Source organism: Pantoea sp. M_10 (assembly GCF_008631515.1).
Taxonomy (GTDB): Bacteria; Pseudomonadota; Gammaproteobacteria; order Enterobacterales; family Enterobacteriaceae; genus Pantoea; species Pantoea anthophila.
The window spans coordinates 930,859-944,803 of record NZ_VWUL01000001.1 but is presented as its reverse complement, the minus strand read 5'-3'; the positions used below and the strand labels follow the sequence as shown (position 1 = coordinate 944,803).

11 protein-coding genes are annotated in these 13,945 nt (G+C 58.8%); 3 read left to right on the top strand and 8 right to left on the bottom strand.

Going from position 1 to position 13,945, the window contains the following annotated elements; all coding sequences use genetic code 11:
- Positions 1–2 precede the first annotated feature (2 nt).
- From ltaE to F3I47_RS04480, 3 genes are all read right to left on the bottom strand, one after another.
- On the bottom strand, positions 3–1,004 hold the full coding sequence (gene ltaE / locus F3I47_RS04490; RefSeq protein WP_150029742.1) for a low-specificity L-threonine aldolase: 1,002 nt from the start codon (positions 1,002–1,004) through the stop codon (positions 3–5).
- 70 nt (positions 1,005–1,074) lie between these two features.
- A complete protein-coding gene (poxB, locus tag F3I47_RS04485; protein WP_150029741.1) occupies positions 1,075–2,796 on the bottom strand; it encodes a ubiquinone-dependent pyruvate dehydrogenase in 1,722 nt (573 codons plus the stop codon).
- A 219-nt stretch (positions 2,797–3,015) separates the two neighbouring features.
- Positions 3,016–3,915 (bottom strand): lysine exporter LysO family protein, encoded by a 900-nt coding sequence (locus tag F3I47_RS04480; RefSeq protein WP_150029740.1) that lies wholly within the window; start codon positions 3,913–3,915, stop codon positions 3,016–3,018.
- Positions 3,916–4,047: 132 nt separating this feature from the next.
- Here F3I47_RS04480 and F3I47_RS04475 point away from each other — a divergent pair, with 132 nt between their 5' ends.
- Positions 4,048–5,685 (top strand): ATP-dependent endonuclease, encoded by a 1,638-nt coding sequence (locus F3I47_RS04475; RefSeq protein WP_150029739.1) that lies wholly within the window; start codon positions 4,048–4,050, stop codon positions 5,683–5,685.
- 71 nt (positions 5,686–5,756) lie between these two features.
- On the opposite strand, the gene cspD is transcribed toward F3I47_RS04475, so the two are convergent.
- On the bottom strand, positions 5,757–5,978 hold the full coding sequence (gene cspD, locus F3I47_RS04470) for a cold shock-like protein CspD (RefSeq protein ID WP_009091144.1): 222 nt from the start codon (positions 5,976–5,978) through the stop codon (positions 5,757–5,759).
- A 316-nt stretch (positions 5,979–6,294) separates the two neighbouring features.
- On the opposite strand from cspD, the gene clpS reads away from it, so the two are divergent.
- Positions 6,295–6,615: an ATP-dependent Clp protease adapter ClpS gene (clpS, locus tag F3I47_RS04465; RefSeq protein ID WP_003849318.1), complete on the top strand. Its 321-nt coding sequence runs from the start codon at positions 6,295–6,297 to the stop codon at positions 6,613–6,615.
- A gap of 52 nt (positions 6,616–6,667) precedes the next feature.
- A complete protein-coding gene (clpA, locus tag F3I47_RS04460; protein ID WP_150029738.1) occupies positions 6,668–8,944 on the top strand; it encodes an ATP-dependent Clp protease ATP-binding subunit ClpA in 2,277 nt (758 codons plus the stop codon).
- Between the two features lie 87 nt (positions 8,945–9,031).
- On the opposite strand, the gene infA is transcribed toward clpA, so the two are convergent.
- The 4 genes from infA to cydD form a co-directional block, all read right to left on the bottom strand.
- Positions 9,032–9,250 (bottom strand): translation initiation factor IF-1, encoded by a 219-nt coding sequence (infA, locus tag F3I47_RS04455; protein WP_002211347.1) that lies wholly within the window; start codon positions 9,248–9,250, stop codon positions 9,032–9,034.
- Positions 9,251–9,595: 345 nt separating this feature from the next.
- A complete protein-coding gene (gene aat, locus F3I47_RS04450) occupies positions 9,596–10,288 on the bottom strand; it encodes a leucyl/phenylalanyl-tRNA--protein transferase (protein ID WP_140924451.1) in 693 nt (230 codons plus the stop codon).
- 33 nt (positions 10,289–10,321) lie between these two features.
- Positions 10,322–12,052, bottom strand: a complete 1,731-nt coding sequence (gene cydC, locus F3I47_RS04445) for a cysteine/glutathione ABC transporter ATP-binding protein/permease CydC (protein ID WP_150029737.1) — start codon at positions 12,050–12,052, stop codon at positions 10,322–10,324.
- Positions 12,052–13,821, bottom strand: coding sequence for a cysteine/glutathione ABC transporter permease/ATP-binding protein CydD (cydD, locus tag F3I47_RS04440; RefSeq protein ID WP_150029736.1), 1,770 nt, complete (start codon positions 13,819–13,821; stop codon positions 12,052–12,054). The genes cydC and cydD overlap by 1 nt, the downstream gene beginning before the upstream one ends.
- Positions 13,822–13,945 lie beyond the last annotated feature (124 nt).

The window sequence follows — 13,945 nt, the reverse complement described above, 5'->3', positions numbered from 1 at the left end:
CGTTACTGCTGCAGAAACGCCTTCCAGTGTGCGACCACCTGTTCCAGCGCGGCACGATCCGTATCCAGATGGGTGACCAGACGGGTGCGGGTGCCCGCGCTGATTAATACCCCACGCGCTTTCATCCACTCGCCCAGGGGCCTGACCTGCGCCTCCGGCACGGCAACAAACAGCATGTTCGTCTGCTGCTCAATGACGTTGACACCCAGCTCATGCAACTGCTCACCCAGCCAGGCCGCATTGTCATGATCCTCCTGCAGCCGCGCCACGTTGTGTTCTAACGCGTAAAGGCCAGCTGCCGCCAGAATGCCCGCCTGACGCATGCCGCCGCCGGTCATTTTCCGCCAGCGACGTGCGCGCTCAATCAGCGCCGTGTCGCCGCACAGCAGGGAACCCACCGGTGTCCCCAGACCTTTTGAGAGACAGATAGTGAGACTGTCGCAGTAGCGGGCAATCGCCGCCAGCGTGGTCTGCTGCGCCACCACCGCATTAAAGATCCGTGCGCCATCAATGTGCAGCGCCAGCTGATATGCGCGGGTAAAAGTCCAGGCCTGTTCCAGATAAGCCAGCGGCAGCACTTTACCGTGATGGGTGTTCTCCAGACTCAGCAGTCGGGTGCGGGCAAAGTGAATATCATCCGGCTTGATAGCGGCCGCCACCACGTCGAGCGGCAGAGTACCGTCCTCGCTGGCCAGCACCGGCTGGGGCTGAATACTGCCCAGCACCGCCGCGCCACCCGCCTCATATTTGTAGTTGTGCGCCTGCTGACCCACGATATATTCATCGCCACGTTCACAGTGGCTCAGCAGCGCCACCAGGTTTGCCTGGGTACCGGTCGGAAAAAAGAGCGCGGCGGCTTTGCCGCTGAGTCGTGCCGCCTCCGCCTCCAGCGCATTCACGGTCGGATCGTCACGGTAGACATCATCACCGGTTTCGGCAGACATCATCGCGTTCAGCATGGCGGCGCTGGGCCGGGTCACGGTATCACTGCGTAAATCGATCACCTTATGCTCCTGAACGTAGCGGAAGACAAAAAAAGGCGGGCATCGCGCCCGCCTGGATGGAACCCCTGTTTTACCGCAGCCAGTTGGTTTTCGCCAGTTCTACCACTTCATCCCCGCGACCGTTCATAATGGCGCGCAGCATGTAGAGGCTGAAGCCTTTGGCCTGCTCCAGTTTGATCTGCGGCGGCATCGCCAGCTCCTCTTTGGCGGTGATGACATCGACCAGCACCGGCCCGTCATGAGCAAATGCCTGCTCCAGCGCGCCGTTGAGTTCTGACGCTTTCTCCACCCGGATCCCTTTGATGCCGCAGGCCTGAGCGATGGCAGCAAAGTCGGGATTGTCCAGTTCGGTGCCGTCGGTCAGGTAGCCGCCCGCTTTCATCTCCATCGCCACAAAGCCCAGCACGCTGTTGTTGAAAATCACCAGTTTCACCGGCATTTTCAGCTGCGCCAGCGAGATAAAATCGCCCATCAGCATGCTGAATCCGCCGTCACCACACAGCGCCACCACCTGACGATTCCGATCGATGGACTGCGCGCCCAGCGCCTGCGGCATGGCGTTTGCCATCGAGCCGTGGTTAAACGACCCCAGCAGGCGACGTCTGCCGTTCATCTTCAGGTAGCGCGCCGCCCAGACGGTAGGCGTGCCGACGTCACAGGTGAAAATCGCATCCTCGCTGGCGTAGTGGCTGATCTGCTGCGCCAGATATTGCGGATGGATAGGCTGTTTGTCATTGGGCTGTGCCAGCTCATCCAGACTTTTCCTCGCCTCACGATAGTGCTTAACGGCGCTGTCGAGATGGGTACGATCGTTTTTGTGCGTCAGCTGCGGCAGCAGCGCCTGCAGGGTGGTTTTCACGTCACCGACATAGGCCTCATCAACGTGACAATGCGATCCCAGGCTGCCGGGATTGATGTCGATCTGGATGATGCGCGCCTTTTCCGGATAGAAAGCGCGATAGGGGAACTGGGTACCCAGCAGCACCAGCGTCCCGGCGTTCATCATGGCGTGGAAACCCGATGAGAAGCCAATCAGGCCGGTCATCCCGACATCATAAGGGTTATCATATTCCAGGTGTTCTTTGCCGCGCAGCGCATGCACGATAGGGGCTTTCAGCGCTTCGGCCAGCGCGACCACTTCCTGATGTGCCCCGGCGCAGCCACTGCCGCACAGCAGCGTAATGTCGCTGGCGTCGTTCAGCGTACGGGCCAGCTGAGCCAGTTCGGCAGGCTGCGGCAGAACCTGCGGCAGCTGCGGTGGATACCACTCGGTGCGGGCGCTCTCCGGCGCGGGCTGCAACGCAATATCACCGGGTAAGACCACCACCGAAACCCCCCGGTTCAGGATCGCTTTACGCATCGCGATGCCCAGCACCTGCGGTAACTGCTCCGGATTGGAGACCAGCTCGCAGTAGTGACTGCATTCGCGGAACAGCTCCTGCGGATGGGTTTCCTGAAAATAGCCGCTGCCGATTTCGCTGGAGGGGATGTGCGCGGCAATCGCCAGCACCGGTACGCGGTTGCGGTGGCAATCGAACAGACCGTTGATGAGGTGTAAATTGCCTGGCCCGCAGGAGCCGGCGCAGACCGCCAGTTCGCCGCTGATGTGCGCTTCTGCGCCCGCCGCAAACGCTGCCACCTCTTCATGGCGCGTCGGCATCCATTCAATGGTGCCCATGCGATTAAGGCTGTCACTCAGGCCGTTCAGGGAGTCCCCGGTGACGCCCCAGATGCGTTTTACGCCCGCGCTTTCCAGCGTTTTGGCGACCAGCGCCGCCACGGTTTGTTTCATGCTCTTCTCCTTTGTCGGCTCGCCCTGATGTATGACGTGACCAGAACTGAAAAAAGAAGCGTAGACGACACGGCAGAAAAGCAGGCGTGAAAAAATGCGCTGGCAGAGCCGGGGGCCGTGCAGAGGACGGGCCACTTTTCGCTTCTGACCCTGTTCCCTGCGCGTTGCGCTTATTTATCGCGGCCAGATGAATGGTGATCTGCGCATCTTAGACAGGGTTCAGGCAGAGAAAAGGGCGATCAGAATCGGGGCCAGCAGGCTCATCACAAAGCCGTGCACGATGGCCGCCGGGACAATCTCATTGCCGCCCGCCCGCTGCAGCACCGGCAGGGTAAAGTCCATCGAGGTGGCGCCGCACAGGCCCAGTGCGCTCGAGCGATGGCGGCCAATCAGCGCCGGGATCAGCATGATCGCCACCAGTTCACGCACCAGGTCGTTGAAGAAGGCGGCACTGCCGATGACCGGGCCAAAGGCTTCGGTCATCAGGATCCCGGAGAGGGAGTACCAGCCAAAGCCGCTGGCCAACGCCAGACCGGTTTTCAGCGGCATGCCAAGCAGCAGCGCGGCGATCACGCCGCCAGCCAGCGCGCTGACCAGCACCACGCTGGCGACCAGCAGGCCGCGACGGTTCAGGATAATCTGGCGCAGCGTCATCCCACTGCCGCGCAGCTGAATACCGACCAGGAACAGCAGAAAGATCAGGGCATATTCGCTGGCCGTCGAGGCGTGGTGCAGCAGCGGCCACTGCGTCAGGCCGAGCAGAAAACCGATCACCACCACGCCGCAGAGTTTCAGCGATTCCAGCGCCATATGCAGCCGTGACGGCAGCTTCTCCTGGCGATGCGCATGCTGCCAGGGGGCATATTTTTCCAGCCCGCGCAGTGCCAGCAGGTTACAGATCAGGATGCAGAATGCGGCCACCAGCGCAGTGTGAAACACCGCCAGCAGGTTGCTGCTGAGGTTGTCGAGAAAGGCCAGGCTGATGCCCATAAAAAACAGAATGACGTAAACCATCCAGCCCAAAAGCTGGTTGACCCGGCGCAGGGTCGCGGTCTGTCGGAAGGGTAACAGCCAGCCCGCCACCAGCGGCAGCAGAATAATCAGAAGTCCGGAGTACATAACAGCAGGTTCCATCCCTGGGAAAAGAGGCGACAAGCTAACGAAAAAGGGTGACAGAGTAAACCCCGAAAACGCGGCTTGACCGGCTGGCTTACGGCAACCATGCTTCTTATAAACTGAGGATGGACGCCTGTGATTCTGGAACATATCGATATTCGGGGTTTCCGCGGCATCAATAAGCTTTCACTGCCTTTGACCCGGACCAACCTGTTGATTGGTGAGAACGCCTGGGGCAAATCCAGCCTGCTGGATGCCCTGAGCCTGTTGCTGTCGCCGCATCAACCGGCGCACGTTTTTACGCCCGCCGATTTTCACTTTACCCCGGGCGAGGCGGACGATCCGATGCGCCGTCTGTCGGTTCTGTTTCACTTTCGCGACGATGAGCGCGACGCCGATGAGCTGTTCGCTCCCTTCTGGCAGCGTGACGCTCAGGGACAACGCAGACTCTTTTACCGCGTCAGCGCCATCTGGCGGGATAGCGGTATTGAAACCCAGCGCCGTTTTACAGACGCTGACGGTCAGCTGTTGCCGGAGCCGGGCTGTGCCGGGGCCATCGATCGGTTGCTGAAACGTCATCCGGTTCTGCGACTGCGCGATGCGCGTTTCAGCAAGCGCACCCGGGGGAGTGCGCCGCTGGATTCTGCGCATACCCCGTTGCTGGCGGGGATGGAGTCGCTGGCGCGCGATCTGGCGCGCCATCCACAGCAGCTCAGCGATGAGGCGCTGCGGCAGGGACTAAAGACCATGCAGCAGCTGATGCAGCACTACTTTCAGGTGCAGACGCCGGAAACCGGTCAGGCGGCGCGGCCGCGGGATGGGCAGACGCGCGACGGCGGGCAGGGCTGGCGGGCGCTGGATCACCTCAACCAGCTGATTGCCGGAACGGACTCCCGCAGCCGCCAGCTGATCCTGCTGCAGATCTTTACCCTGCTGATCGCGGCGCGGGGCGATCTGCCTCTTGCCGCCGATGCCCGGCCGCTGCTGCTGATTGAAGACCCGGAAACCCGGCTGCACCCGATTATGCTCTCGGTAGCGTGGAACCTGCTGAGGCTGCTGCCGCTGCAGAAAATTGCCACCACCAATTCCGCTGAACTGCTGTCGCAGGTGCCGGTGGAAAATGTCTGCCGTCTGGTGCGTGAATCGTCGCGCGTGGCGGCCTGGCGCATCGGTCCGGAAGGACTGAGTGCCGAAGAGAGTCGGCGTATCGGCTTTCATATCCGTGTCAACCGTCCTGCGGCGCTGTTCGCCCGCTGCTGGCTGCTGGTGGAGGGGGAGACCGAAGTCTGGATCATGAATGAGCTGGCGCAGCAGTGTGGCTACAACTTTGCGGCTGAAGGGATCAAAGTGATTGAGTTTGCGCAGTCCGGCCTCAAGCCCCTGCTGAAGTTTGCCCGGCGTATGGGCATCGCCTGGCATGTGCTGACCGATGGCGATCAGGCGGGGCATAAGTATGCCGCTACGGCGCGCAGTCAGCTGCAGCCGGGTGACGCGGAGCCGCGTTTTCTGACGCAGCTACCGGCGCTGGATATGGAAAATTTTCTTTATCAGCACGGCTTCCAGGAGGTTTATCATCAGATGGCGCACCTGCCGTTAAACGTTCCGATGAGTTCCAGGCGTATTATTACCAAAGCGATTCACCGCAGTTCCAAACCTGAGCTGGCGATTGCGGTAGCCTCATCGGCGGCAGAGCGCGGGCCAGAGGCGATTCCGCCACTGATGCGGCAGATGTTTGCCCGGGTTATCCGGCTGGCACAGGGGCAGGCAGACTGAATGCCCCTGGAAATGAAAATGCCAGCGGCACGGGCTGGCATTTGGGTCCACCGTTCATAAGGGGAGAAGTGTCAGGCCACAACCTGCACCTCAACGGGGACGATAAGGCTGGCGTGATTGCCTTTCGGACCTTCATGAACATCGAACTGAACCTGCTGGCCTGCCTTTAGCGTTCGGTAGCCCTCCATCTGAATGGTGGAGTAGTGCGCAAAAATATCGTCGCCGCCTCCGATCGGACAGATAAAGCCAAAGCCTTTGGAATTATTGAACCATTTAACGGTGCCCGTCTCCATGCTTTTACTTCCCTCGCAAGACATTTTATAAGTAGGTGAGGTCTCAGACGCTGTGAGTCAGAGTTGATTAAAACTCAATCAGCCTGTGCAGGTAGAATGTAGAGAAAGCGCCGCTGGCGTCAAGCAAACCACCGGGCCAGGTGGGGAAAAAATCATCAAAATTTGAGGCAGTTAACGCTATTGCGAATTTTGTGATGCAGGTCGCGCGAGGAAATTTCTGAATAAATTTTCAGCAGCGGCCAGCGGCTTGACAGACATGTTAAACTCTCAGGATGTAGCGACGTAAAAGCTCAAAGCGAAATCTCAACGGAACACTATGGCAAACACAAACGACTGGCTTAATTTTGAACATCTGGCCGAAGACAAAGTACGCGAAGGGTTAAAGCCGCCTTCAATGTATAAAGTCATTCTGAATAATGACGATTATACACCTATGGAATTTGTTATTGACGTTGTACAAAAGTTCTTTTCTTATGATGTTGAACGTGCAACGCAGCTGATGTTGAAAGTTCACTATCACGGCAAGGCGATCTGTGGTGTATTTACTGCAGAAGTCGCCGAGACAAAAGCGGCCCAGGTGAACAACTATGCGCGGGAAAATCATCATCCGTTGCTGTGTACGCTGGAAAAAGCCTGAACACGTCTCCATATAGGAAACTGGTAAGGGCGATAATTGGGGGAGGTGCCTAATGCTCAATCAAGAACTGGAACTCAGTTTAAATATGGCTTTCGCCAGAGCGCGTGAGCACCGTCATGAATTTATGACCGTCGAGCATCTGTTACTGGCATTGCTCAGTAACCCGTCGGCCAGAGAGGCACTGGAAGCCTGTACGGTGGACCTTGTGGCTCTAAGGCAGGAACTCGAAGCCTTCATCGAACAAACCACGCCGGTGCTGCCCGCCAGCGAAGAGGAGCGTGATACCCAACCGACGCTCAGCTTCCAGCGCGTTTTGCAGCGTGCGGTTTTCCATGTCCAGTCATCCGGTCGCAGCGAAGTCTCCGGCGCGAATGTGCTGGTCGCCATTTTCAGCGAGCAGGAGTCGCAAGCGGCCTATCTGTTACGCAAACATGAAGTCAGCCGCCTTGATGTGGTGAATTTCATCTCTCACGGTACGCGCAAAGATGAGCCGGGCCAGGCGCCAGGCGCAGAAAATCCGGTTAACGAAGAGCAAGCAGGCGGGGAGGAGCGTATGGAAAACTTCACCACCAATCTTAATCAGCTTGCTCGCGTCGGTGGGATTGATCCACTGATTGGTCGCGATAAAGAGCTGGAACGTACCATTCAGGTGCTGTGCCGTCGCCGTAAAAATAACCCACTGCTGGTGGGGGAATCCGGTGTCGGTAAAACCGCCATTGCAGAAGGTCTCGCCTGGCGCATCGAGCAGGGCGACGTGCCGGAAGTGATGAAAGAGTGCACCATCTACTCGCTGGATATTGGTTCGCTGTTAGCTGGCACCAAATACCGGGGTGACTTTGAAAAACGGTTCAAAGCGCTGCTGAAGCAGCTGGAGCAGGACGAACACAGCATTCTGTTTATCGATGAGATCCACACCATCATCGGTGCAGGGGCTGCGTCCGGTGGCCAGGTCGATGCGGCCAACCTGATCAAACCGCTGCTTTCCAGCGGCAAGATTCGGGTGATGGGTTCTACCACCTATCAGGAGTTCAGCAACATCTTCGAAAAGGATCGTGCGCTGGCGCGTCGTTTCCAGAAGATCGATATCACGGAGCCATCTGTTGATGAGACCGTGCAGATCCTGAATGGCCTGAAAACCAAGTATGAAGCGCATCACGATGTGCGTTATACCGCGAAAGCGGTGCGCGCTGCCGTGGAGCTGGCGGTGAAATATATCAACGACCGTCATCTGCCTGACAAGGCGATTGATGTCATCGATGAAGCGGGTGCGCGTGCGCGTCTGATGCCTGCCAGTAAGCGCAAGAAAACTATTAATGTCTCCGACATTGAAACCGTGGTTGCGCGTATTGCCCGTATTCCGGAGCAAAGCGTCTCTGCAACTGACCGCGATACGCTGAAAAATCTGGGCGACCGTCTCAAAATGCTGGTCTTTGGTCAGGACAACGCCATTGAGGCGCTGACTGAAGCGATCAAAATGAGCCGCGCAGGTCTGGGTCAGGATCGCAAGCCAGTAGGTTCCTTCCTGTTTGCCGGACCAACCGGTGTCGGTAAGACAGAAGTGACCGTGCAGCTGGCGAAAGCTCTGGGTATTGAGCTGCTGCGCTTTGATATGTCTGAGTACATGGAGCGTCACACCGTCAGTCGTCTGATTGGTGCGCCTCCGGGTTACGTCGGCTTTGATCAGGGTGGCCTGCTGACGGATGCCGTTATCAAGCATCCTCATGCGGTGGTGCTGCTGGATGAGATTGAGAAAGCGCACCCGGATGTGTTCAACCTGCTGCTGCAGGTGATGGACAACGGTATGCTGACCGATAACAACGGACGCAAAGCGGACTTCCGCAACGTGGTGCTGGTCATGACGACTAACGCCGGTGTGCGTGAGACGGAACGTAAGTCGATTGGCCTGATTCATCAGGACAACAGCACCGACGCAATGGAAGAGATCAAAAAGATCTTTACGCCAGAGTTCCGCAACCGTCTCGACAACATCATCTGGTTCAGTCACCTGTCACCAGAAGTGATCCACCAAGTGGTCGACAAGTTTATTGTCGAGTTGCAGGCGCAGCTGGATGCGAAAGGCGTGTCGCTGGAAGTCAGTGATGAAGCCCGCGACTGGCTGGCGGAGAAGGGTTACGACAAGGCGATGGGCGCGCGTCCGATGGCGCGTACCGTGCAGGACAGCCTGAAAAAACCATTAGCCAATGAGCTGCTGTTTGGTTCGCTGGTGGAGGGTGGCTCGGTATCCGTGGCGCTGGATCGTGAGAAAGGTGAACTGACCTATCACTTCCTGAGTGCGGAAAAACGGAAAACTGAAGGCACGGTGCATTAATCGCCTGCTGCAGATGTGAAAAAGGCCGGATAATTATCCGGCCTTTTTTTTTCGCTGCAACCTGAAGGGCGGCGAAATTAATGTCTGTTAGCGACTACGGAAGACAATGCGGCCTTTGCTCAGGTCGTACGGGGTCAGCTCAACGGTCACTTTGTCGCCCGTCAGGATGCGGATGTAGTTTTTGCGCATTTTACCGGAGATATGAGCAGTAACCACGTGTCCGTTCTCAAGTTCTACGCGGAACATGGTGTTAGGTAACGTATCCAGTACGGTACCTTGCATTTCAATATTGTCTTCTTTGGCCATCGAATCCTCTGGGTGTACTACCTTTCAGTTGAACCGGCAAGATAATGCCCAATTCAACGATTTATGTAAAGAACCGTCGGCGATTTTGCCAACGCTTTGCCGGGGGTGCTCGTCAGTGGCGGGCATCCGGTAAAATTAGGGTGTTTATGTGGCGTCTGCGGGGGATTAGCGGGCTAAGAATCTGTATCAACCGGTTACACGCGCACGATTGAAAACAGTTCCGAGAGTGCGTTGAGATTCCCAGCCTGGCAATTCCGGCTCGTTATTGCGAAGCGCGGACGACATACCAAACCCGACTATTATACCACTTAACCGTCTTTATGTGTGCAAAACATCTCGGCGTGACTAAAAAAGGGTCTGAGTCTGCCAGCAGCCTTCGCTGACTGGCTGGCTGGCAAAGTTCTGAACATAGTGCAGATAGTCACTGCGGGGGATCTCCTGCGCGCCCAGCGAGGCGGTGTGCGGGTTAAGCACCTGGCAATCGACCAGACGCCCCTGATGGCGGATGAAATGCTGGCAAAAGACTAACAGCGCGGTTTTGGAGGCATTCTGCTGGCGGCTGAACATCGACTCGCCGCAGAAAATCTGCCCCATCGCCAGCCCATACATGCCCCCCACCAGCTGCTGCGCGTCCCACACCTCAATGGAGTGGGCGTGGCCCAGCTCATAGAGTCGCAGCCAGGCGCGCTTCATTTCAAACGTGATCCAGGTGCCTTCTTCGCGTCCGCTGGCGCAGCCCTCGATCACCTCGGCAAACGCCTCATTCATCGTGACGCGATAGGGCGACTGGTTATGGAAACGCTTCATGCTGCGGCTGAGATGAAACTGCTCGGGCAGAAGAACCGCGCGGGGATCGGGTGACCACCACAGGATAGGATCGCCGGACGAAAACCACGGAAAGATGCCGCGCTGATACGCATTCAGTAACCGGGCAGGGGAGAGGTCCCCCCCCATGGCCAGCAGGCCATTCGGCTCACGCAGTGCCATTTCAGGAGGCGGAAATTGCAGAGATTCCCGTGACAGTTGTATCAGTCTCATCGCGATAGGTTACTCATCAGCATTTCGCTAAGACTATAGCGCAATCCGTTGCCGGAAACGCCAGTAGCGACCCGCTTTTGAGATTAATTCGCAATGGCTGCCCTGTTCGACAATCGTCCCGTTGTCCATCACACAGATACGATCCATCTTTTCCAGACCGCTCAGGCGATGGGTAATCATAATGACGGTTTTTCCGGCGGTCAGCTGCTGCAGCAGGGCGAGAATATGCTGTTCAGTGGTGGCATCCAGCCCTTCGGTGGGTTCATCCAGCAGCCAGAGATCGCCGTCGTGCAGTAATGCGCGCGCCAGCGCCAGCCGACGCAGTTCACCACCGGAAAGCGGCCGGCCGCCTTCGCCCATCCAGGCATTTAAGCCTTCCTGATTCTCCAGCAGGCGCTGCAGGCCAACCTGGTTCAGTACGTGATTCAGTTGCTCATCACTGGCGCCGGGAGAGGCCAGCAGTAAGTTATCGCGCAGGCTCTGACTGAAAAGATGCACCCGCTGAGTAACCACACTGATGCGCTGGCGCAGTGCAGATTCTGACCAGGCGGCGATCGGCAGATCGTTCAGGCGGATATCACCCTGCTGGCTGTTCCAGCCGCGGGTCAGCAGCGCCAGCAGGGTGGATTTTCCGCAGCCGGTGGGCCCGAGCAGCGCAATGTGTTCGCCCGCATCCACCTTAAGCGTAAATTGATCAAGCACCCGGTCTGGCCGATCGGGATAGCTGAAGTCGAGCCGATCGATATCGACCGTCAGGCTGCCGGGCCGGGCAGCGGAATGGGCCGGAAAGGTGATGGCAGGTGACTGATCGATAATGTCACTGACCCGCTGAGCCGCGGTGGTCACCTGCGACATCGGCAGAAAGGCGCCCGCGACCGGAGCCAGCGCCTCAAAGGCTGCCAGCGCGCAAAACACGACCAGCGCAATCAGCGAGCCGGGGAGTTGCTGCTGACTGACTGTCGCAGCCCCAAGCCAGAGCAGAAGTGTCACCGTCAGGCCGCTAATCAGCAGCAGCAGGCTCTGCGCCAGGGCCTGCAGACGCTGCTGCTGGCTTTGCGACTGCTGCCACTGCTGTTCATCCTCATCCAGTCGCTGACGCCACGCCGGCGACGCACCGTATAACGTCAGTTCTGCCTGCGCCGTCAGCCACTGCATCAGCTGTAAGCGCCAGCGGGCGCGGCCACGCGCAATGGCGACGCCCGCGGGCCGGCCCAGGCGATAAAAGAGCGCGGGCATCACGATCAGGGTGACCAGCATGATGCCGCCCAGCGTCAGGGCCAGCCCGATGTCGATGAAACTCATGCCCGTAGTGACCACCACGATGACCACCAGGGCACCGGTCAGCGGCGAAATGACGCGCAGATAGAGATGATCCAGCGTGTCCACATCGGCCACAAAGCGGTTGAGCAGATCCGCCTGCCGGAACCGCAACAGCTGCCCGGGCGAAAGCGCCATCAGACGGCTGAAGGTGTGGAGACGCAGATGCTGAAGCACCCGGAAAGTCGCATCGTGACTCACCAGGCGTTCCGCATAGCGCGCCACCGTACGAATAATGGCGGCGCCCCGCACACCGGCCGCAGGCAGCATATAGTTAAAGCTGTAGAGGCCGGCCACGCCTGCGACGGATGAGGCGGCCAGAAACCAGCCAGACAGGGTCAGCAGGCTGATACTCGCCAGCAGGGTCGCAATCGCCAGCACGATGCCCAGCGCGAGGCGAAAAGGGTGGCGCAGCCAGAGACGAAGAAAGGGGCGCAGGGCGGACATCAGCGGATCTCCTGTTGACGATGTTGCAGCATTTCACGAAAAGCACCGGGCTGCTGCGACAGCGCCTGCCACTCTCCCTGCTGCACCAGCTTACCCGCCTCCATAACCCAGAGGGTCTGCCAGCGGCTCAGCGTATCAATCTGATGGGTAATCATCAGCGTGGTCTGTCGGGAGGCCGCCTGATTCAGCGCCGCCATTACATGTCGTTCGCTGAGTGCGTCCAGGCTGGCAGCGGGTTCATCAAGCAGTAAAAAATGCGACCTTTTGTAGAGCGCGCGCGCGACGGCGACCCGTTGCGCCTGACCCATAGAGAGCAGCTGACCCCCCTCGCCGGGGCGGGTCCCGATGCCGTCGGGCAGACGCGGCAGGAACTCATTAATTCCGCACGCCTCCAGCAGCGCGGCAAATCGTTCCGCCTCCCAGGCTGCATTCATCACGATGTTGTCCCGGAGCGTGGCGGCCGGTAGCTGAGGGTTCTGTCCTACCCAGCTGAGCTGCTGATGCCAGTCCGCCCGCTGCAGATCGCGCAATTCAACCCCGTTAGCCCTGAGCGACCCCCTGTAAGGCAGGAAGCCGAGCAGGGCGTTCATCAGCGCCGTTTTGCCAGCCCCGCTCTGACCGACCAGCGCAATCTGCTCACCGGCGGCGATGGTAAACGTGAGCGGGCCACACAGGACCTGACCATCGGGGGCGCAGACTTCCAGCTGGTCGGCGGTCAGCGAGAGGGAGCGATCGGCCGTGAAGGGGCTCTGACCCTGCTGAGGTGTGGCGGCTGGCGTAGCCTGCATAAACGCGTCGAGTGCATCGGCAGCGCCTACCGCCTGAGCTTTCGCATGATAAAACGCGCCGAGATCGCGCAGTGGCTGAAAAAATTCTGGCGCCAGAATCAGTACCAGAAAACCGGCGAACAGCGTTACGCCGCGGCCATAGTCGCCAAAATGCAATTCGCCCAGGTAGGAGAAGCCAAAATAGACTGCCACGACGGCAATCGCCAGGGAGGCAAAAAATTCCAGTACGGCGGAGGAGAGAAAAGCGAGGCGCAGCACTTCCATGGTGCGCTGGCGAAAATCGGTGGTGGCGTCTGCCACCGCCTGCTGCTCTGCTGCACCCCGATAGAAGAGTCGCAGCGTCTCCCGGCCGCGCAGGCGATCCAGGAAGTTACCGCTCAGACGCGCCAGCACCAGGAAGTTCCGCCGGTTGGCTTCAGCGGCGCCCATCCCCACCAGCGCCATAAACAGTGGAATCAGAGGGGCGGTGGCAAACAGGATCAGACCCGCGGTCCAGTTGAGCGGAAAAATCGTCAGCAGAATGCAGCAGGGGATCAGCACTGCCAGCGTCATCTGCGGCAGATAGCGTGCATAGTACTCCTGCATCTCTTCAATCTGTTCCAGCAGCAGGGTCGCCCAGCTACCGGCCGGTTTACCCTGAATCCACGCCGGACCCAGCCCGGCGAGCCGGTCCAGCACCTGCTGGCGTAACGCCTGACGGATCGCCTGCCCGGCACGATAGCCGGTCCGTTCACGGGCATAATTTATCAGGGCGCGCAGCACAAAGCAGAGCAGCAACAGCAGCAGGCTGGCCGTCACGGTTTCACGTGGCTGTTGCCCGACGATCAGCGTCTGAAGCAGTGAGGCCAGTAAACCTGCCTGGGCAATAATCAGCAGGGCACTGACGGTGCCCAGCAGCGTATTCAGGCGCAACCAGCGACCGCCGAAATGACGCTGCTGACGAAGCCAGCGGGTGAGATGCTGCTGCCGCGATTTATCCATGCGAGACCATGCTAAATGTCGATGATGGGGAGGAGAGGGAAAGGCATTTCCCTCCTTTCTGGCGCCAGAATCTAGCATGAGGGCAATAAAAAAGGCGACTGAAAAACCGTCGCCTGGAACATTT

What these genes read in the sequence shown, in the direction of transcription:
- clpS (WP_003849318.1), top strand. Translation starts at nt 6,295, where the DNA reads ATGGCAAACACAAACGACTGGCTTAATTTTGAACATCTGGCCGAAGAC.
- aat (WP_140924451.1), bottom strand. Translation starts at nt 10,288, where the DNA reads ATGAGACTGATACAACTGTCACGGGAATCTCTGCAATTTCCGCCTCCT.
- clpA (WP_150029738.1), top strand. Translation starts at nt 6,668, where the DNA reads ATGCTCAATCAAGAACTGGAACTCAGTTTAAATATGGCTTTCGCCAGA.
- infA (WP_002211347.1), bottom strand. Translation starts at nt 9,250, where the DNA reads ATGGCCAAAGAAGACAATATTGAAATGCAAGGTACCGTACTGGATACG.
- cspD (WP_009091144.1), bottom strand. Translation starts at nt 5,978, where the DNA reads ATGGAGACGGGCACCGTTAAATGGTTCAATAATTCCAAAGGCTTTGGC.
- cydD (WP_150029736.1), bottom strand. Translation starts at nt 13,821, where the DNA reads ATGGATAAATCGCGGCAGCAGCATCTCACCCGCTGGCTTCGTCAGCAG.
- F3I47_RS04480 (WP_150029740.1), bottom strand. Translation starts at nt 3,915, where the DNA reads ATGTACTCCGGACTTCTGATTATTCTGCTGCCGCTGGTGGCGGGCTGG.
- cydC (WP_150029737.1), bottom strand. Translation starts at nt 12,052, where the DNA reads ATGTCCGCCCTGCGCCCCTTTCTTCGTCTCTGGCTGCGCCACCCTTTT.
- poxB (WP_150029741.1), bottom strand. Translation starts at nt 2,796, where the DNA reads ATGAAACAAACCGTGGCGGCGCTGGTCGCCAAAACGCTGGAAAGCGCG.